17 protein-coding genes are annotated in these 19,846 nt (G+C 61.9%); 9 read left to right on the top strand and 8 right to left on the bottom strand.

The window, feature by feature from the left end:
- Positions 1 to 20: 20 nt before the first annotated feature.
- The gene (locus OC71_RS23225) at positions 21 to 494 is read right to left on the bottom strand and encodes an Lrp/AsnC family transcriptional regulator (protein ID WP_041073817.1); all 474 of its coding nucleotides are present in this window, start codon (positions 492 to 494) and stop codon (positions 21 to 23) included.
- A gap of 144 nt (positions 495 to 638) precedes the next feature.
- On the opposite strand from OC71_RS23225, the gene OC71_RS23220 reads away from it, so the two are divergent.
- The gene (locus OC71_RS23220; protein ID WP_041073815.1) at positions 639 to 1,268 is read left to right on the top strand and encodes a LysE family translocator; all 630 of its coding nucleotides are present in this window, start codon (positions 639 to 641) and stop codon (positions 1,266 to 1,268) included.
- Here the strand turns inward: OC71_RS23220 and OC71_RS23215 are convergent.
- The 7 genes from OC71_RS23215 to OC71_RS23185 are packed head-to-tail and all read right to left on the bottom strand — an operon-like array spanning position 1,265 to position 10,402.
- Positions 1,265 to 3,403, bottom strand: a complete 2,139-nt coding sequence (locus OC71_RS23215) for a hypothetical protein (protein ID WP_041073814.1) — start codon at positions 3,401 to 3,403, stop codon at positions 1,265 to 1,267. The genes OC71_RS23220 and OC71_RS23215 overlap by 4 nt on opposite strands.
- Positions 3,390 to 4,580: a DUF3142 domain-containing protein gene (locus OC71_RS23210; protein ID WP_041073812.1), complete on the bottom strand. Its 1,191-nt coding sequence runs from the start codon at positions 4,578 to 4,580 to the stop codon at positions 3,390 to 3,392. Before OC71_RS23210 ends, OC71_RS23215 begins: the two co-directional genes overlap by 14 nt.
- Before the next feature lie 60 nt (positions 4,581 to 4,640).
- Positions 4,641 to 5,468 (bottom strand): class I SAM-dependent methyltransferase, encoded by an 828-nt coding sequence (locus OC71_RS23205; RefSeq protein WP_041073810.1) that lies wholly within the window; start codon positions 5,466 to 5,468, stop codon positions 4,641 to 4,643.
- The gene (locus OC71_RS23200; protein WP_041073808.1) at positions 5,462 to 6,616 is read right to left on the bottom strand and encodes an acyltransferase; all 1,155 of its coding nucleotides are present in this window, start codon (positions 6,614 to 6,616) and stop codon (positions 5,462 to 5,464) included. The genes OC71_RS23205 and OC71_RS23200 overlap by 7 nt, the downstream gene beginning before the upstream one ends.
- Positions 6,613 to 7,497, bottom strand: a complete 885-nt coding sequence (locus OC71_RS23195; RefSeq protein WP_041073806.1) for a bifunctional 2-polyprenyl-6-hydroxyphenol methylase/3-demethylubiquinol 3-O-methyltransferase UbiG — start codon at positions 7,495 to 7,497, stop codon at positions 6,613 to 6,615. Before OC71_RS23195 ends, OC71_RS23200 begins: the two co-directional genes overlap by 4 nt.
- Positions 7,494 to 8,798, bottom strand: a complete 1,305-nt coding sequence (locus OC71_RS23190) for a glycosyltransferase (protein WP_041073804.1) — start codon at positions 8,796 to 8,798, stop codon at positions 7,494 to 7,496. The genes OC71_RS23195 and OC71_RS23190 overlap by 4 nt, the downstream gene beginning before the upstream one ends.
- Positions 8,792 to 10,402, bottom strand: coding sequence for a glycosyltransferase (locus tag OC71_RS23185; RefSeq protein WP_041073876.1), 1,611 nt, complete (start codon positions 10,400 to 10,402; stop codon positions 8,792 to 8,794). The genes OC71_RS23190 and OC71_RS23185 overlap by 7 nt, the downstream gene beginning before the upstream one ends.
- Before the next feature lie 427 nt (positions 10,403 to 10,829).
- On the opposite strand from OC71_RS23185, the gene OC71_RS23180 reads away from it, so the two are divergent.
- The 8 genes from OC71_RS23180 to OC71_RS23145 are packed head-to-tail and all read left to right on the top strand — an operon-like array spanning position 10,830 to position 19,835.
- The gene (locus OC71_RS23180) at positions 10,830 to 11,744 is read left to right on the top strand and encodes a GDP-mannose 4,6-dehydratase (protein ID WP_041073802.1); all 915 of its coding nucleotides are present in this window, start codon (positions 10,830 to 10,832) and stop codon (positions 11,742 to 11,744) included.
- Positions 11,741 to 12,709 carry a GDP-mannose 4,6-dehydratase gene (gene gmd / locus OC71_RS23175; RefSeq protein WP_041073800.1) on the top strand — a complete coding sequence of 323 codons (969 nt, stop codon included), beginning with the start codon at positions 11,741 to 11,743 and terminating at the stop codon, positions 12,707 to 12,709. Before OC71_RS23180 ends, gmd begins: the two co-directional genes overlap by 4 nt.
- A 3-nt stretch (positions 12,710 to 12,712) precedes the next feature.
- On the top strand, positions 12,713 to 14,155 hold the full coding sequence (locus OC71_RS23170; RefSeq protein WP_041073798.1) for a mannose-1-phosphate guanylyltransferase/mannose-6-phosphate isomerase: 1,443 nt from the start codon (positions 12,713 to 12,715) through the stop codon (positions 14,153 to 14,155).
- A complete protein-coding gene (locus tag OC71_RS23165; protein WP_041073796.1) occupies positions 14,155 to 14,952 on the top strand; it encodes an ABC transporter permease in 798 nt (265 codons plus the stop codon). Before OC71_RS23170 ends, OC71_RS23165 begins: the two co-directional genes overlap by 1 nt.
- A complete protein-coding gene (locus OC71_RS23160; RefSeq protein WP_041073794.1) occupies positions 14,952 to 16,217 on the top strand; it encodes an ABC transporter ATP-binding protein in 1,266 nt (421 codons plus the stop codon). Before OC71_RS23165 ends, OC71_RS23160 begins: the two co-directional genes overlap by 1 nt.
- Positions 16,214 to 17,590 carry a glycosyltransferase family 1 protein gene (locus OC71_RS23155; RefSeq protein WP_041073792.1) on the top strand — a complete coding sequence of 459 codons (1,377 nt, stop codon included), beginning with the start codon at positions 16,214 to 16,216 and terminating at the stop codon, positions 17,588 to 17,590. Before OC71_RS23160 ends, OC71_RS23155 begins: the two co-directional genes overlap by 4 nt.
- Positions 17,574 to 18,704: a glycosyltransferase family 1 protein gene (locus OC71_RS23150; protein ID WP_041073790.1), complete on the top strand. Its 1,131-nt coding sequence runs from the start codon at positions 17,574 to 17,576 to the stop codon at positions 18,702 to 18,704. The genes OC71_RS23155 and OC71_RS23150 overlap by 17 nt, the downstream gene beginning before the upstream one ends.
- Positions 18,705 to 19,835, top strand: a complete 1,131-nt coding sequence (locus tag OC71_RS23145) for a glycosyltransferase family 4 protein (protein ID WP_041073788.1) — start codon at positions 18,705 to 18,707, stop codon at positions 19,833 to 19,835.
- Positions 19,836 to 19,846: the final 11 nt, after the last annotated feature.

Below are 19,846 nucleotides of genomic sequence, written 5' to 3'. Positions count from 1 at the left end.
GAATGTGGGAGCAACCCGCTCTACCGCGGAAGATGCCCCAACGGCAACGCCCCCGGCGTCTTCACCGTGTGAATCGCAAAGTTGCTGCGAATGTCACTCACCCCCGGCAGCTTCAGCAGACAGCCGCTGAGAAAGCGGTCATACGCGCGCAGGTCCGGCACCACCACTTGCAACAGAAAGTCCGATTCCCCGGACACCAGAAACGCTGAAATCACCTCCGGCAGTGCCGTGACCGCCGCGTAAAAGGCTTCGGCCTGCTCATCGTTGTGGCGCTCGACCTTGACCCCGACAAACACCGTCAGCCCCAGTCCCACTTCATCGCGATCGAGGTTGGCCTGGTAGCCACGAATCACCCCGGCCTCCTCGAGCATCCGCACCCGACGCAGGCACGGTGACGCCGACAGGCCGATCTCATCCGCCAGTTCGACGTTACTTAAGCGTCCGTTGCGCTGCAGCGCCGCGAGAATCTTGCGATCAAAAGCGTCGAGTTTCATGGTTGGCAGATCCTGCTGGTCAAGGGGCAAAAAGAAAGCAGGTTATGCCAATCCTGTGGCTTTTTGAAGCTGACTTCGCAAGCACCTGCCCCGCCCTTGCGCCATAGACTTTGCTCACCGAATCGATAACGAAAGGGCTGCGACATGACGAGTTTCTGGCTGTTTTTTCTGGCATTGGCGGTGGTCTTCCTGTTGCCCGGCCCGGACATGATTCTGTTGCTGCAAACCGGTGCCCGCCAGGGTCGCGGTGCGGCGCTGGCAACCGCCGTTGGCCTGGCGATCGCCCGGGGCTGTCACGTGGCATTGGCGGCGCTGGGGCTGGCCGCGCTGTTCAAGGCGGCGCCATGGACGTTTGATCTGGTGCGCCTGGCTGGTGCGGCGTACTTGCTGTGGATCGGCATTCAATGCTTGCGCAGCAGCTTGCTGCCGAACCTGAATACGGCTGCCGTGACTGACACCCAAGGACAATGGCGCGAGGCGATTCGCCGTGGCCTGCTGACCAATCTGCTCAATCCCAAGGCCTTGCTGTTCTGCTCGGTGCTGTTGCCACAATTCATCGTCAATGACGGCGCAGCAGTGCTGACCCAATTTGCCACCCTCGGCGGGTTGCTGGTGGGCATCGGGCTGCTGTTCGACAGTGCCTATGCCCTGACCGGCGCGGCGCTGGGCCGTTGGCTGCAACACAGTCCAACCGCCCAACGCGTTCAGCAATGGCTGTTCGGCAGCCTGTTGATCGGCTTTGCCGTGCGCCTGACGTTTATTCAGCAGGCTTAGGGTTTGCGGGTCTTGCGTTGGCGCCGGCTGATCAGCGCCAATGCAACGCCGACCGCCAGCACGATCGCGCCAATCTGTACCGGCCATTTGTAAGGCCGCAGAACCGTGCGCGCGGCATCGGTCACCTGGGTCACGTAACGCTTGTCGGCGTTTTCGAAATCCGGATAGGGGCACTGATTACCGAAGTCCACCGCCCACGGCACGTACGCGCCTTCATTGACATAACGCCGATACAGCGCGCTCTGCTCCTCCAGGCTGCTGTTGAAACCCGCAGCGTTACACAACACCGCCGCAAACGCCTGACTGGTGTGCGGCAAATTATCGGCGGCCCGGCTGGCCAGCGCGGTGGCGACAAAACGGTAGTGATAACGCTCATCCGGCTGCGCTTCACTGGCCTTCTGGCGCTGGACTTCAGCCTCGGCCACCAGCGGCCCGACTTTCAGCTCGGTGTTTTCCAGGCTGTAGTTGCCGCCAAACGTAGCGTAGTCCGGCGCCATCTCGTAACCGAGAATGTCCATGCCCCATTCGCGCGCGGTCCACGCCGCGTTGTACAAGGCGCTGGCGCGTTTGGACGGCCACCACGCAGCGTCAGCCTTCATCCGTTGCTCGCCGTACAGACGGGCCTTGTGCTGCAGATCGGGATTGTCGAAATAGCCGACCGCTTCCTCGTAATGCCCTTCACGCAGCAAGCGTCGCCCCAGCAGATTGCGCAGGCTGGCGGCGACCGGCAGCGGCACATAGTTGTCGCGCTGCTGCTGGGTCAGCGCCGGCGGCGCCGGGACGTTGTCATCGACATAGCGCTTGAGCTCATCGACCGTCAGCACGCGCTCGGCCACCGTCGCCGCGTCGAACCAGTAGATGCTGTTGCTGCGATACAACTGCACGAACGCTTGCAGGTATTCGCCACGTTGCAGCGCGAGAATCGCGCTCTCGCCTTCGACCCGGCATTTCGGCTGGACGGTTTCAAAGTCCCAGTCCGGGGTGCGCCGGTAGCCCCAATCCTCGCTCTGCGGGAAAGCCTGCGCAGCTTTGGCATAGGCGGCAGCCGCGGCATTTTTATCACCGTCACGCACCGCCAGCTTGGCCCGCAACCACCACGCCAGTCCGCCGTCACCGGCATTTTCAAGGAAGGCTTTGGCGCTGGCGTAATCACCCTGTTGATAATTCATCGCCGCCAGTCGATCGGCGTTTTCCAGGCTGCCACGGGTGCTGTTCTGCAGCAGCTTGATCAGTTTCTTCTCGTTCGGCGGTTGTTCGTCGAATGACCAACCCATGCGGCTGATCAACGAAGCGGTAACCAGTTGCTGCACGGCTTTGCGCTCCAGCAACTTGGCCAGTTGCGGCTCGGGCAGTTCGGCCAGCTCATTCATCAGTTGTTTCAGCGAGGTATAACCCACGGCCGAGCCGTGCAGGTTCTGCGCTTCATACAGTTCAATGGCGCCGTTCCAGTCACCGGCGTTGCGCAGCACTCGCGCCTCCTCACCGAGACTGGCGACACCGAGTTCCAGCGGATCGCTGAAGCCATCGATGCTCAATTGTCGGGCCTGACGGAAGGCTGCGCGTGCGTCCTCCAGCACTTCAATGACATCGCCCGCCTCGGCACTCATGGCAAACCAGGCGCGGCCCAGGGAGTAAGCCGCCCAAGTACTGCGCAGCGGACGCTGATCGGCCGGCAGCGCCAGCACTTTGTTGAAGTATTCGATCGCCAGCGGATGATCGCCAGTGGCAAACGCCACCGCGCCGGCCACGTACAAGCGGATTTCCGCCGGCAGACTGGCGCCCTGCGCCTCGACCTGACGCGCGTCGGTCAGGCCGCGCAGTTGCTTGACCAGTGCTTGTTGCTCGGCGCTCAGACCCACCTGTTCGGCTTTTTCGCGAAGCGCCGCAGGCTCGCTTTCGTCACCGTACATGTCGTCGGGATTGTGCGTCGCGGCAGTGACGTTCTTCAGCCCGGCAATGGTTTTGCCGAGGCGGCTGATCTCGAAGTTGAAGTTGCCCTCCGGCAGTTCGGCCAGGCTTTGCTCACGATTGTCGAGCAGGCGCATCGGAAAGTCCGGGCCGCAGGCCAGCGCCGAACCCAGCGGCAGGCTGAGGCTCAGGCAGAGTAGATGGCGGGGCCAGTTACGGGTCAACATGCGAACCTCCTTGATCAATAAATGCACAGCGCGCCCAACCGATGGCGCGTTGTCCGCCCGCCGGCAGACGACCGTCGCGCAGGCGGGTGAAGGTAAGCAGATCCGCGCTTTGTTGCAACGCGTAACCGGCGAGCGCATCGGCGCCCTCGCAAGCGCTGGCCTTGACGGTGATGCGCGTGGGCCAGGCACTGTCGAGGTTACCGACATTGCGCAGGGCGATGTCCTGCAGGCCATCGTGGTCGCTGAACGTCAGACCGAGCCGGCTGCTCAACGTATCGCCACGGGCCACAGCGCGCAGCGTACTGAGGCTCCAGGCGCGGCGATCATTGGGTAGCGGCAGACGAAACCAGATCAAACCGGCCAGATGTTCCGGGCGATCCTCGCGCATGTCAGTGGCCAGTCGGCTCAGTTGTTGCGGATCGGCGAGCAATTCGCGCCGCTGGCCGCCGCGCTCGAGTGGCACTTCACTTTCCACCACCGGAACGCCATCGGCATCCGGCAACAGCGCCACGCCGTAGGCCGGCAGCGCCAGATAAAACGGTTTGTCGCTCACTCGCCCCCAGGCCTTGGCCCAGCGCCGCGCCTGCTCGGGGTCGAACAGACCACGACGCGGATCGCTGACCGCGTGCACCTGCAGCACACTGCTGTCGACGCTGGCCAGCAGTGCCGGCAGTTGCGAACTGTCGAGCCACGCCGGCAACGCAGTGATGCTCAGCGGCAAGTTGGCCGGCAATGCGCCACGCAGATGCACGAGAAATTCGCTGTACGCCAGCAAACGCGCATTACCGGCGTCGTGATCGATCTCGACCCCGCTTACCGTCAGGCCCTGCGCTTGCCAGTCAGCCAGCATCTGAAGGATCTGTGCGCTCACCTGTTGCTGATCGAGCGCCTTGAGCTGACCGTCGAGACGAACCACCGCAATCAGCGGTCGGCCATCGCGCTTGAGCAACGGCGCATCGATTTGCGCCCGATGCCAGCCGTCATTGGGGAATGCCTGCAAGGCCAGCACGCGCAGTGTCGAGAAGCTCTCGCGGCTTTCGCGCAGGGCGGCGTCATGGGCCGGCGTCCATTGACGTTGCCAGATATAAAGTTGTTGATCGAGGGCGGGGGCATCCTGCCGCTCGCAAGCCGCGAGCAGCAGCGTTGCCGCGATCAAAATCGAAAAGCCGAACCGCATGAAATGTTTATTCCCTGCCGATACAAAAATGCAGGGTACACAAATCCCTGGAGGAGCGACTCAAGGCTTGCGGGCAATGATCACCTGACTCTTCGCCACGACCGCGTCCAGCGCCTGCTTGATCTGCGCACCACGGGGCGAATCGAGCACCGCTTGCCAGGTGTTGGCCCAATGCTCGAGCAACGGGTGATCAGGGTTGCTGAAATCGACCTTGGCTTCCCAGAACAACAGCATCCACATCGACCAGTAAAAACCGTACTGGCTGTGGCTGATGATCTCCAGCCCGGCGTCGCTGACCAGTGTCTTGAACTGATCTTCACTGATGATGCGAATGTGGTTGGGCTTCTGGAAATACTCCGGCGCCGCAATGTCCTTCTGCAAATCTTCCGAGCTTGGGTGCGGCACGCTCAGCAGGTACAGCGCACCGGACTGGCCGACCCGCACCAGCTCGGCGAGAAACTGCGCCGGGTCGTCGACATGCTCGATGACTTCGGTGGAGACCACTCGGGTAGCGGTGCCGTCGGCGATCGGCAACGGATTACAGTCGGTGACGTGGCACTCGACGCTGCGCGCCGGGGTATCGCTCAGGCGTTGGCGGGTGGCCTCGACCTTGGCGCCGTCGATGTCGGCGATGATGATCTTCGCCCCGCGCATGCCGCAAAAATGCACGTTGCCGCCGTCACCACAGCCGACATCGAGCAAGGTGTCATCGGCGGTCACCGGGAAGCCCTTGAACAGCTCGCCGGTCTCCTGGTTGAACCAGCCGCTGAGCTTGGCATCGTAGAGGCCGAGCATGTACGGATCGACCTTATCCGCCACCGGGGCGACAGGTTGCGCGGGGACCGGTGCAGGCGTCGCCGCCGTGAGTTTTTTCAATAGGCTCAGCATGAGGTGGCTCCGGGGGTTGAAACGGCAGTTCGGGACGTGTCGAGGCGCCGTACCAGGGCGGCACCGCGATTGCGCATCGGCATTTCGATGAAGCGGTAGTTCAGCTCGCTGAGCAGCACGATCAGGCCTAAGGCGATCAGCACAGTCAGCATCGGGTGCCCGGCCGGGCTCGGCAAACCGGCAGCCTGCAGCCGGAAAATCAGCTCCCGCACCAGCAGATAGGCCGGGATATGAATCAGGTAAATGCCGTAGGAACGACTGCCGATCCACCCCATCAGCCGCTGCAAATGGCCCGCCGGCAGCAGGTAATCGCGGTTGTACGAAGCGATCCACACCAGCAGCGCGCCGAGCACGGCAATCGAGCCGATGCGGTAAGGCGCGAAGGTGAAACGGTCGGTGGCCATGAAACTCATCAGCAGTGCCACGCCGATCAGCACTGATACCCCGACCCACGGCCGCCGCAGAAACGTCGGCTGCCAGCGCTGCCAGGAAGGTTGCGCGCTCCACAGCGCCAGCAGCACGCCGAGCGCCAGGGCATCAGTGCGCACCACCATCAGCAACGGCGTGCGCAGGGTGAACAGTTGCACCGCCACCAGCGCCAGCAAGGCCCAGACCAGATGCTTGCGGCACAGCACAATCAGCAGCGGGAACAGCAGGTAGAACTGCTCCTCCAGCGCCAGGCTCCAGTAGACAAAACTGCTGCCGTATTCGTAATGAAAAAAGCTGTCGGCAAATCGGAAATTGGCGTACTGCAACACCCCCGCCAGCGTCGCCTGCAGGTTGGCGTGCAAGCTGCCAAAGGCCCCGGAGCGGTTGAGAAACACACATGCCAGCAGGATCAGCGCCAGCCACAACCAGGCCGACGGCAACAGGCGAAACACCCGGCGCAGCCAGAAATTGCGCGTCTGCTGCCAGCACTCCTGACGCGTGGTGCAGCCTTGCAGCGCGGGGATCAGGCTGCGCGCGATGACGAAGCCTGAGATCGCGAAAAACAGATCGACGCCCCACCACGGTTGCGCCCAGGCGTGGATTTTTTCCAGCAGCGGCACGGTGTCGGTGAACAGGCTGCCCTGCAAGTGATGGAACAGCACGCCGAGCACCGCAATCGCACGCAGCACCTCGATGTCCATGATCCGCCTGGTGCTCATGGCTGGCCCCCGGTGCAGGTTTCGCCAGCCAGCGGTTTGCGGGCAATGATCACCTGGCTCTTGGGCATGAAGCGGTCGAGCATCTGCTTGATCGCCAAACCGTCGGGCTGCGCCAGCAGGTCTTGCCAGGTCCGTGCCCAGCTTTCCATCAGCGGCGGATACGGCGCCTGAATCCGGTCGCGTACCGCGCCACCGAGGTCCCGGCCGGCAGCGCGTTCACTGGCCCAGAAGAAGATCATGCCCATCACCCAGAAGAAGCCGCTGGCCTGCCGATGCTCGATCACCAGCCCGGCGTTCTCCACCAGTTCGGCAAAGCGCTGCTCGGTGAAAATCTGCACATGATTGGGCGTCTGGTAATAACTGGCCGGGGCGATGCCTTGTTGCAGGTGCTCGCCCACCGGTGCCGGCACACTCAGCAGATACTGCGCACCGGGACGGCCCATGCGCACCAGTTCGGCCATGAACGGTTCCGGCTGATCGATATGCTCCAGCACTTCCATGCATACCACTTTGCTCGCGCAACCGGCGGCCAGCGGCAATGGCAGGCTATTGCTGACCAGCCCCAGATTCGGCTTTGTGCTCTGCGCCTCCACCTGCCGGGCCAGATCGCGAACCTTGTCATGTTCGCTGTCGGTGAAGATCACCGAGGCGCCCTGCCGCACAGCGAACAGCGTCGCCACGCCCTCGCCGCAACCGACGTCGAGCAAGGTGTCGTCAGCCGTGATCGCGAAGCCCTTGAGCAACTCGCCGCTGCCCGGCAAAAACCAGCCGTCGAGAATCGCGTCATGCAACCCCACATCCCGTGGCGAGACCTGCGCGCTTGGCTCAGGTGCAGCAGGCGACGGAGCCGGGAGCAAGCGTGCGAGCAGACGCCGGATCATGCGCCCGAGGCTTCCACGGACAACGGCTTGAGGGCCTGCGCGCGCTGCGCAAAAAACCTCCGCAGGCGTTCTTCTGCACTCGCCTGACTGCAGAACTTCTGCAGGTTGTGAACGGCATGCCCGGACATTCGCGCATAGCGTTCAACGTCGTTTTTTGCCACCTCATAACTGTCGCGGTACGCAGCGCACAACGAGTCCCAATCGGTCATGTAGCGCAAGGTACGGTAAGCCGCGCGTGGGTCGTGGGGCCATGCCGTAAGCTCGTCGGTGGAATCAACGATGAACGCGTTGTCGCTGTCGACGTAGTCGGCCATCGCCGTGTTCAGCGGGGCGATCGCCGGTTTGCCGCAGGACATGAACTCCATCAGCGGCAGACACTGCCCTTCGCCATAGGAGCTGTTGACCACATAGCTGGTGGCCTGCACCAGCGCTTCGTAGTCGGCGTCCGCCAGATAACCGTGGATCAGCACGATCCGGCACTGGTAGGACTGGTTCTTGTACAGGTGATGCAGCATGTCATTCAGGGCATTGGCGATGTCATGGTGCGTGAGCTTCAGCACCAGGGTGGCATCGGCGACGTCACGGAACGTGGTGCAGAAGGCACTGATCATGTCCTGCCAGTTCTTGCGCCCGTCGTACGGGTTGAACACCGAGGTGTAGACCACGCCGTCCAGTTGCAGCTGGCAGTCCTGCGGCGGCCCGGCAAACGATATTGGCGTGCCTTCGCACAACCCCGGCGGACCGTACGCGCGCAGATCCACCGTGCGGCTGTCGAGCAACAGGCCACGCAACTTCAACTGCACCGCTTCGACCACAGGCTGCTTGCGCAACTGCGCACCGCGTGCGGCAAAACGGTCCCAGACTGGCGCGGGTATCGCGCAGATCGGATAGTCCGCACCCATCACGTCGCAGACCGCGTTCACCGTGAAACTCGAATGGGTAATCGCCATGCCGCAGGCGTTCAATACCACGCGCCAGTCGTGACGTGGCTCGCCGTGCCAGCTCTCGGTGGGGATAGTGCTGAATTCCCAGGCAAATACCGGGATGGTCGGGCAGGCGTAATGAATCGGTGTGCGATGCGGCGGCGAGAACGACAGAAACACGCACGCTTCGCCACGGCTCAGACAATCGAAGTACAGGCGATCAACCAGTTCGTCCGGGTTGCTCACTTCAATCACTTGCCCAAGGCGTTCCAGCACCGGGCGGAATTCCTTGAGCACGAAGTAATAGCTGTACTCGGGCCGGCCGAGGTTCTGCTGGATGTTGCTCTTGTTGGTTTCCGAATGAATGATGATCAGCATGATGCAGTCCCCGCCTCGGCGATCAACTGCGGGCTTGCACTCGGCGTCAGTTGAAAAAACTGCGCCAGACGCTGCTGCACCGGGGCAAAGCTGCAGTACTCGCGCATGCGCTCATTGGCCGCCAGGGCCATGGCCTGATAAGCCACCGGATCGTTTTTGGCCATGGTGTAACTGTTTTCGTAGGCGGTTTTCAACGAGCCCCAATCCGGACGATGGCGCAGGGTGCGGTAGAGGATCCGCACGTCATCCGGCCAGATCGTCGGCTCACGGCTGGACTTGACGATGAAGCCGACGCGCTCGTCGATGTAGTCGTGCATTGCCGTGTGGTCCGGCGCGATCACCGGACGAGCGCAGGACATGAATTCCATCAGTGGCAGGCACAAACCTTCGCAGCGGGACGCGTTGACGTAGAAACTGGCAGCACCGTAGAGCCTGGCGAATTCTTCGTCCTCCAGATAGCCGTGCATGACCACCACCCGGCAGGCGAAGGGCGACAGCTGCGATAACAAGGTGATCAGGTGTACGTAGTAAGTCGCCAGCTCGTTCTGCGTCATCTTCAGCACCAGCGTGGCATCTTCGACATCGCGCATGGCCCAGCAGAACGCCGTGATCAGGTGATGCCAGTTCTTGCGTCCATCTTCAGGGTTGAACACGCTCACATAGACCACACCGCTGACCTCGGTCTGTACCGTGGCACTGGTGTCCGGCAGGCTGGCCTGCGGATGCTCGACCACCGGCGGTGTTTCGACGATGACGGCCGGCGGCAACGGCTCGGGGGCCGGGCTACGCAACCGGAAGAGCTGGCGGCGCAGGGCGAGCGGCAGCAAGTCGCGAACGGCTTCGCGATACCACAGCAACAGATTGTGCTTGAGCAAAAACAGCGGCCCGTGGTCAGTCGGGGTCGCGGCGGCGCGATAACTTTCGCGCAGGTAGTGTTTGGTGATGAACGCACGTCGGCGCAAGGTCAGTGGCGGTAATGGCGCTGCTTCGGGCGTAACCACCGCGTCGGGCTGCGGCTCCTGCACATCGACGGCGGGTGCGATCAGCCCATCGGCGGACAAACCGAGCGTGCGGCTGTCGATGATGCAGCCCTTGATCTGCAACACCGCGCCCGGGTTCACCGCAGCAGGCGGGAACTGCCGGCGCACCCCGGCGAAGCCTTCCCACAAAGGTGTCGGCAATACCAAGACCGGGAAATCTTCGCCCATGGTCCGGCGAATGGCTTGTGCGGTGTGACTGGACAGTGTGATCGCCCGACCATGGCTGGCCAGCAGCCGGCTCCAGTCGTGCCGCGTATCGTCATCGCGAGGGGCATCCGGGATCGAGTCGTACTCCCACGCGATCACGCAGACCACGGGGCATTGCAGATCGGTCGGGGTTTTATGCGGCGGCGCAAACGAAAGAAAAAGGCATTCCTGACCGGCCAGTTGCAACTGCCGATACAACGGGTCGACTTCAGCCGCCGACGACACGACGTGCACCTGTCCAAGGCTTTCCAGCACAGGACGGTAGGCCTTGAGCACGAAGTAATAGCTGTATTCCGGACGCCCCAGACTCTGGCTGATGGAGCGGTCATTGACGTCCGAGTAAAGAATGAAATTCATGGCATCCCACGGTGACACCACCATCCCGGCAGTTTCACGCTATGACGGCCAGGCGCTGAATCGAGTCGGGATCACCGCTGCTCGTCCTTCGTCCTGAGCTCGTCTTCGTTCTTGTTTTAGTGGCTGGTTTCACCCTGTTGCGCAACATCCCCGGCGAATCCGGGGAGATGGCGACGAGGGCCATTCTAAACACATCCTTTGCGAATCCGGGAACCGCCCGACAAGAATAAATAGGGCTACGCTGACGAGAACTGACCGGTCACGGTTTGCGGTGTTGAAATTGCCGAGCATTTGGCACAGATTGGTAACAAATAACTACAACAATGACTTCGCCGATTGTCCCGTCAGACTTTTTTATCCGGCCTGACGACTCCTCCCCCAAAGCCTATGGGAAAGTGGCGAATGTTAAAGACCAAGGGGTCAGTGTTTGAAAAAACGTCTGTTCATCACGGGCCTCAGTGGGTTCGTGGGACAACATCTCCAGTCGCATCTGGAACAGCCTGGCTCGACGTGGGAACTGCTGTCTGCGGCGGCGCCCTACGATCTCACGGCTGCGACCAGCCTCACCGATCTGTGGCCACAATTGCCCGACGCAGTGATTCACCTGGCCGGTCAGACCTTCGTTCCCGAAGCTTTCCGTGACCCGGGCCGAACGCTCGAAATCAATCTGCTCGGTACCCTCAATCTGTTGCAGGCCCTCAAGGCCCGTGGCTTTCGCGGGACGTTCCTGTATGTCAGTTCCGGCGACGTCTATGGACAAGTCGACGAGAGCGCCCTGCCCATTACCGAACTGCAACCGCCCTGCCCGCGCAATCCGTACGCGGTGAGCAAACTGTCGGCAGAGTTTCTCAGCCTGCAGTGGGGCCTGAGCGAAGGCTGGCCGGTGCTGGTGGCGCGGCCGTTCAATCACATCGGCAGCGGGCAGAAAGACAACTTTGTCATCGCCAGTGCAGCACGCCAGATCAACCGCATCAAACAAGGCCTGCAAGCCGCGCAACTGGAGGTCGGCGACATCGACGTCACGCGCGATTTCCTCGATGTCGGCGATGTGATCGCGGCGTATTTCGCCTTGCTGGAAAAAGGCACGCCGGGGCAGGTCTACAACATCTGCTCGGGCCGCGAGCAAAGCATCCGCAGTTTGATCGAGCAAATGGCCGACCTTGCCGAGGTCGACCTGCAACTGGTCCAGGATCCGGCGCGCATGCGCCGCGCGGATCAGCGTCGCGTTTGCGGCAGTCATGCAAGGCTTGCCCAAGTCACGGGATGGGCGCCGAAAATTACAACACAACAATCCCTGCGGGCGATCCTGTCCGACTGGGAGCAGCGAGTACGACAAGAATGAAAAGTGCACTGATCACAGGGATCACCGGCCAGGACGGCGCTTATCTGGCCAGACTGCTGCTCGACAAGGGCTACAAGGTTCACGGTCTGGTCGCACGGCGCAGCAGCGATTCACGCTGGCGCCTGCGCGAGATGGGCGTCGAAAGCGACATCGTCTACCTTGACGGTGACATGGCCGATGCCTGCTCGGTGCAGCGCGCGGTGATCAAGTCGGCGCCGGACGAGGTCTACAACCTGGCCGCGCAAAGCTTTGTCGCCGCGTCCTGGAATCAACCGGTGACCACCGGCATCGTCGATGGCCTGGGCGTGACCCACCTGCTCGAGGCGATCCGCCAGTTCAGCCCGCACACACGTTTCTATCAGGCCTCGACCAGCGAAATGTTCGGTCTGATCCAGGCTGAGCAGCAGGACGAGAACACGCCGTTCTACCCGCGCAGCCCCTATGGTGTAGCCAAACTCTACGGCCACTGGATCACCGTCAACTACCGTGAAAGTTTCGACCTGCACGCCAGCAGCGGCATCCTGTTCAACCATGAATCGCCGCTGCGCGGCATTGAATTCGTCACCCGCAAGGTGACCGACGCCGCTGCCCGCATCAAACAGGGCAAGCAGCAGGAACTGGCCCTGGGCAACATCGACGCCAAACGCGACTGGGGCTTTGCCGGTGACTACGTCGAAGCCATGTGGCTGATGCTGCAGCAGGACAAACCTGACGATTTCGTGGTCGCCACCGGCATCACCACCACCGTGCGCGAGATGTGCCGCATCGCTTTCGATCACGTCGGTTTGAACTACCGCGATTACGTGAAGATCGACCCGGCGTTCTTCCGCCCCGCCGAAGTCGAAGTGCTGCTTGGCAACCCGGCCAAGGCGCAGCGCGTGCTGGGCTGGAAACCGAAAACCGACCTCGACACCCTGATCCGCATGATGATGGATGCGGACATGAAACGCGTCGCCAAGGAGTAGGCCATGCTGATCCCCGTGATTCTGTCCGGCGGCGCCGGCACTCGTCTGTGGCCGGTGTCCCGCGAGGGCCATCCCAAGCCGTTCATGACCCTGCCCGACGGCCAGTCGCTGCTGGGCAAGACCTATCAGCGTGCCGCCGCATTGCTGGACGGCTGGGGCGACATCGTTACGGTGACCAACCGCGAATACTACTTCCAGAGCAAGGATCACTATTGCGCCGCCCACGTGTCGCGCCATCGCGGACACTTCCTGCTGGAGCCGACCGGGCGCAACACCGCCCCGGCGATTGCTGCGGCGGCCTTGTCACTGCAAGCGTTGCACGGTGACGACGCGATCATGGTGGTGATGCCCGCCGACCATTTGATCGTTAATCAGCAAGCCCTCAAGAGCGCCGTCGAACACGCGGTCAACCTGGCGAAGGACGGTTATCTGGTGACCTTCGGCGTGCTGCCGACCGCCCCGGAAACCGGCTTCGGCTACATCGAAACCGGCGCGCCACTGGATGCCAAAGGCGCGGCAAAAGTGCAGCGTTTCGTGGAAAAGCCCGACCTGCAAACCGCCGCGCATTACCTGGAAAGCGGCAACTTCCTGTGGAACTCGGGCATGTTCTGCTTCACCACCGCGACCCTGATCAACGAGCTGCAATTGTACGCGCCGGAGTTGCTGGAACAGACCCGCGTCTGCATGGAGGCCAGCGCCCCGGTGGAAACCGTCGGCTGTCTGCAACAGGAACTGTCAGCAGCGCTGTTCGCTGAAATCACCGACATCTCCATCGATTACGCGTTGATGGAACGCTCGGACAAAGTCGTGGTGGTGCCCGCCGGTTTCGACTGGAGCGACATTGGTTCATGGGGCGCCGTGGCCGCACTGGTACCGGCCGATGCCGACAACAATCGCGCCAGCGGCGAAGCGGTGTTCATCGACAGTCACAACAACTTCGTGCAGAGCGAAGGCCGGCTAGTGGCTGCCGTGGGTGTGGATAACCTGATCATCGTCGACACCGCCGACGCCGTGCTGGTGGCCCACGCCGATCGCGCCCAGGATGTGCGGCGCGTCGCCAAGCAGCTCAAGGACAAGTCCCACGAAGCCTACCGCCTGCATCGCACGGTCAGCCGTCCGTGGGGCACCTACACCGTGCTCGAGGAAGGCCCGCGCTTCAAGATCAAGCGCATCGTGGTCAAGCCCGGCGGCAAGCTGTCGCTGCAAATGCACCATCACCGCAACGAACACTGGGTGGTGGTCGAAGGCATGGCCAAGGTCACCAACAACGGCAGCGGCACGCATCTGGTGGCGAAGAACGAATCAACGTTCATTGCCGCCGGGCACCGCCATCGCCTGGAAAACCCCGGCGTGATCGACCTGGTGATCATCGAGGTGCAAAGCGGCGAATACCTGGGTGAAGACGATATCGTGCGCTTCGAAGACCAATACGGCAGGACGGTTTGATGCTGCTTTCCCTGTATCGCTCGCTGCGCAGCTATCGCGGATTCATCCTCGGCAGCGTCAAGCGGGAGTTTCAGGCGCGTTATCGCAATTCGCTGTTCGGCGCGCTGTGGACCGTGCTCAACCCGTTGTCGATGATCGTCGTGTACACGGTGATCTTTTCCCAGATCATGCGCGCGCGCCTGCCGGGTGTGGATGACGGCCTGGCCTACAGTGTGTACCTGTGCGCGGGCCTGCTGACCTGGGGACTGTTCGCGGAAATCACCTCGCGCAGCCAGAGCATGTTTCTGGAAAACGCCAACCTGCTGAAGAAAATCAGCTTCCCGCGGATCTGCCTGCCGGTGATTGCGCTGCTCAACGCCGGGATCAACTTCGCGATCATTCTCGCGCTGTTCTTCGGTTTTCTGCTGATCAGCGGGCGCCTGCCCGGCATGGCCTTGCTGGCGCTGATTCCACTGTTGCTGGTGCAGGTGATCTTCGCCGCCGGGCTGGGGATGATCCTCGGCATCCTCAACGTATTCTTCCGCGATGTCGGACAGATGTTCGGCATCTGCCTGCAATTCTGGTTCTGGCTGACCCCCATCGTTTACCCGCTATCGATCCTGCCACCGGGCATCCAGCACCTGATCAGCCTCAACCCGATGACGGCGTTGATGACCAGTTACCAGAACGTGTTCCTCTACAACCAGTGGCCAAACTGGTCATCGCTGCTGCCGTTGCTGATCCTCGGCCTGCTGTTCTGCGCCATGGCGCTGCGCCTGTTCCGGCAACGTGTCGGCGAAATGGTGGATGAACTCTGATGGGACATATACGCGTCAGCGGCCTGGGCAAGGCCTACAAGCAATACCCCAATCGCTGGAGCCGGTTGTTCGAGTGGCTGGTGCCGTTTTCCGGCACGCGGCACCACTTGCACTGGATCCTGCAGGACATCGATTTCGAGATTCAGCCCGGCGAAGCCGTCGGCATCGTCGGGGTCAATGGCGCGGGCAAAAGTACGCTGCTGAAGATGATCACCGGTACCACGCAACCCAGTTGCGGGCAGATTCAACTGCAAGGTCGCGTCGCCGCGCTGCTGGAGCTGGGCATGGGTTTCCACCCGGATTTTACCGGGCGTCAAAACGCGTTCATGGCCGGCCAGTTACTGGGCATGCAGGTCGAAGAGATCGAAGCGTTGATGCCGCAGATCGAAAGCTTTGCCGAAATCGGCGAAGCCATCGATCACCCGGTGCGCACTTATTCCAGCGGCATGCAGATGCGCCTGGCCTTCAGTGTCGCCACCGCGCGCCGTCCGGACATCCTGATCGTCGATGAAGCGCTGTCGGTGGGCGATGCCTACTTCCAGCACAAAAGCTTCGAGCGCATCCGCAACTTTCGCAAGGCTGGCACCACGCTGTTGATCGTGTCCCACGACCGTTCGGCGATTCAGTCGATCTGCGACACCGCGATCCTGCTGGAGAACGGCCGCCTGGCCATGCGCGGCAAACCCGAAGAGGTCATGGATTACTACAACGCCATGCTCGCCCAGCGCGAAGGGCAGATCGTGCGCCAGGAAATGCTCGCCAACGGCCAGGTGCAGACCATTTCCGGGACCGGTGAAGCGGGAATCGTCAGCGTGCGCCTGCTCGACGCTCAAGGGCGCAGCCTGGAAGTGGCGGAAGTCGGCCAGCCAGTGGTGCTGGAAGTGCAGACCGAAGTGCGCGAGGACATCGAACGACTGGTGTTGGGCTTTCTGATCAAGGATCGCCTCGGCCAGGCGATCTACGGCATCAATACCCATCGCCAGGACCAGGCGATCAGCGACCTGAGCGCCGGTGAACAGGTGACGTTCCGCTTCGCCTTCGATATGCGCCTGGGCAAGGGCAGCTATTCGGTGGCGCTGAGCCTGTCGCGTCTGGATTCGCATCTGGATCGCAATTTCGAATGGCGCGATTACGGTCTGGTCTTCCACGTCATCAACAACCGTCAGGAAGACTTTGTCGGTTGCTCATGGCTGCAAGCCCGGACCGAGATCAGCCGCTCCAGCGAACACCCAACGCCGCAGCCAGACAGGGAGATCTCGCGATGACACGACTGTTGATGGAGTGCACCTACGTTTTCGAACACCCGTCCGCCAATTCGGGCATTCAACGCGTGGTGCGCAACGTTATTCAACAGTTGCCAGAAGCCAATGCCGAGCGCGAATGCATCCCGGTGGTGATGCTCGACGGTGCCCTGTATGAGGTGAAAAGCCTGGCGCCGATCAAAACCCCGAGAATCAATCTGACCAGCCTGCGGGTGAAGCTGGAACAGTGGGCCAACAGCTTCTGGTTGCGCCATCGCGCTCTGGAACGACGCCGGCCTTTCAGCCAGTCGCATTTCGCCCGGCGAGTGTTGTATGTGCTCTGCCGGCTCACGGCGTTTGCCTGTTTCAGCCTGCCGATGCGCGTACTCGGGCGCCTGCTCAAGGGCAAACCGATTCCGGAACGTTGCGTGCCGCTGCAACATCGGGCCGGCGATCAACTGGTGTTGCTCGATTCCTCCTGGCACGCCAACTTTTTCCCCTTGGCCGAACAACTCAAACGCGATGGCGTGGGTATCGTTTCGGTGATCTACGACCTGATCCCGCTGACCCATCCGCAGTTTTGCGACGCGGGTCTGGTCAAGGTGTTCAATGACTGGTTCGACTGGATTGCACGCACGGCCGATGGCTATGTCGCGATCTCGACCACCATTCGTGATCAGGTGCGCCAGGAGATGTTGCGCCGGATCGGCACGCAACAGGTCCAGCAGCGCTGGTTCGATTACTTCCACCTGGGTTCCGAACTGGATCTGACCGACGCCGCAGCGGAGGTCGATCGCAACCTGCTGAACCTGTTCAAGACCCCGGAGCCGGTGTTCCTGATGGTCAGCACCATCGAGCCGCGCAAGAACCACGCCTACCTGCTCGATGCGTTCGAACGTGCCTGGGCGGCTGGCTCCACAGCGCGCTTGTGCATCGCCGGGAAAATCGGCTGGAAGTGCGAAGCCCTGATCGAACGGATCCGCCAGCACCCACAACTGAACCGTCGCCTGTTCATGTTCAACTCGCTCTCGGACAAAAGCCTTGAGCACGCCTACTCCCACGCCACCGCACTGGTATTCCCGTCACATGTCGAAGGGTTCGGCCTGCCTCTGGTGGAAGCCATGCAACGCGGGCTGCCGGCGATGGCCAGCGACATCCCGGTGTTCCGCGAAATCGGCGGCGATTACATGGCGTATTTCGACCTGCACAACCCGATAAGTCTTACCGACCTGGTGCTCAGGATGGAGCGCTCGGGTGAGTTTCCGGCACCTCTGAGCCTCGACCAATGGCGCTGGCTGAGCTGGCGCGAAGCAAGCGCACAACTGGTGCAGCGCATCGAGCGCAACCTGAACCATCCACTGCCCGCATCCGAAGGCCAGCATGCGCATTGCTCTTAACGCGCGGATTCTTCAGGCGCCACGCACTGGCATCGGCCATTACGTCGCCGAACTGGTCTGCGCCCTGCGCGCCAGCACTGAAGTCGAGGTGGCGTTGTTTCATGGCTGGGGCTGGAGCTCGGCCCTGCCGGAAGCGGCCATGCCCGGCTACTCGCGCTTGACGCCACTGCTGCGGCAGATCCCCGGGGCCTATCAGGCGCGGCGCTGGCTGGAGCAGAAACGTTTCGATCAGGGCCGCACGCAAGGCATCGACCTGTATCACGAGCCGAGCCTGTGGCCGCTGGCCTTCGATGGCCCGACCGTGATCACCCTGCACGACCTGACCCATCTGCACTTCCCTGAGACCCAGCCCTTGGCGCGCCTCAAGGAAATCGAACGGCGCCTCGCTGCGGGCGTGCAACAGGCGCAACGGATCATCACTGACTCGCAGGCAATTGCCGACGAGGCCCAAGCCTGGTTCGGTCTGCCGGCCGAGCGTTTCGTGGTGGCGCCACTGGGTGTGGCCGAGCGCTTCCACCCACGGCAACCCGACGCTATCGAAGCGGTGCTCAAGGCACATGCCGTTGCCCCGCGCGAATATTTCCTGTGTGTCGGTACTCTGGAGCCGCGCAAGAACCTCAGCCTGGCATTGCGCGCTCATGCCCTGCTGCCGGAGGCCGTGCGCCAGCGTTTTCCGCTGCTGATCGTCGGCATGGCCGGTTGGCAACAGGCCCAGTTCAGCGATGAACTGCGTCAGGCCCTCGCGTCGGGGCATGTGTGCCTGCTCGGCTATCTGCCGGATGAACAGGTCGCACAACTGCTGGCCGGCGCCCGGGCGCTGGTGTTTCCGTCGCGGTATGAAGGCTTCGGATTGCCGGTGCTGGAAGCCATGGCCAGTGGCACTCCGGTGATTCTCACCCGTTCTTCAGCCATGCCGGAAGTCGCCGGCGCGGCGGGCAACTACATTGAACCTGATGATGCACAGGGCTTGCGTGATGCGCTGATCCGCCTGATCGACGATCAAGCGCATTGGCAGGCCTGCCGAGAAGCCGGATTGCACCGGACGCGGCTATTTTCCTGGGAACGTTGCGCACAGGCCACCGCCGGTGCCTACCGCCAGGCCATGGGAGGCTGAATGCGAGTTCTTCATTTTTTCAAGACGTACCTGCCAGATTCGGTCGGCGGCATCGAACAAGTGATCTTCCAGCTCTGCGAAAGTGGCGCGTATCACGGCATCGACGGTCAGGTGCTGACCCTCAGCGCCGACCCGACCCCTCCCGTGATGCAACTCGGCTCACACGAAGTGCATCGCGCCAGACTCGACATCCAGTTCGCCTCCACCGGGTTTTCCTGGAGCGTGTTCAAACAGTTTCGCGAGCTGGCCGCCGAAGCCGATGTGGTCAACTATCACTTTCCGTGGCCGTTCATGGACCTGGTGCACTTTGCCAGCGGCCTGAACAAACCGAGCGTGGTGACCTATCACTCGGACATCATTCGCCAGAAGCATCTGCTCAAACTCTACCGCCCGCTGATGAACCGCTTCCTGGCCAGCGCCGACCGGATTGTCGCGGCCTCGCCGAACTACCTGCACACCAGCGACGTGTTGCAGCAGTTCCAGGACAAGACCCGGGTGATTCCATACGGTTTGAACAAGGCGGGTTATCCACAGGCCGACAGCGACCGCATGAATCGCTGGCGCCAACAGCTTGGGGACAAGTTTTTCCTGTTCGTCGGGGTCATGCGTTATTACAAGGGTCTGCACATCCTGCTCGATGCTTTGAAGGACGTGGATTATCCGGTGGTCATCGTCGGTGCCGGGCCGCTGGAACTGGAACTGCATGCCCAGGCCGCCGCGCTGGGCCTGCGTAATATCCATTTCCTCGGGCGTCTGGGCGATGAGGACAAGGTCGCCCTGCTGCAACTGAGCTACGCCATCGTGTTCCCATCGCATCTGCGCTCCGAAGCGTTTGGCATTTCGCTGCTCGAAGGCGCGATGTACGGCAAGCCGATGATCTCCAGCGAGATCGGCACCGGCACCAGCTACATCAATATCCACAACGAAACCGGGTTGGTGGTGCCACCGAGTCATCCACAGGCGTTTCGCGAGGCGATGCGTACCCTCTGGGAAAACCCCGAACGCGCGGCGGCCATGGGCATCAAGGCCGAGGCGCGTTACCGGCAGTTGTTCACCGCCGACGAGATGGGCCGCAAGTGGACCGCGTTGTATCAGGAGCTGCTCGAAGAGAAAGACCTGTCTTACGCCTGACCTGCCATAAC

The organism is Pseudomonas sp. W15Feb9B (genome assembly GCF_000828175.1).
In the GTDB taxonomy this organism is placed as follows: Bacteria; Pseudomonadota; Gammaproteobacteria; order Pseudomonadales; family Pseudomonadaceae; genus Aquipseudomonas; species Aquipseudomonas parakoreensis.
The sequence above is the reverse complement of the archived record's forward strand: the minus strand, read 5'-3'. Positions and strand labels throughout refer to the sequence as shown.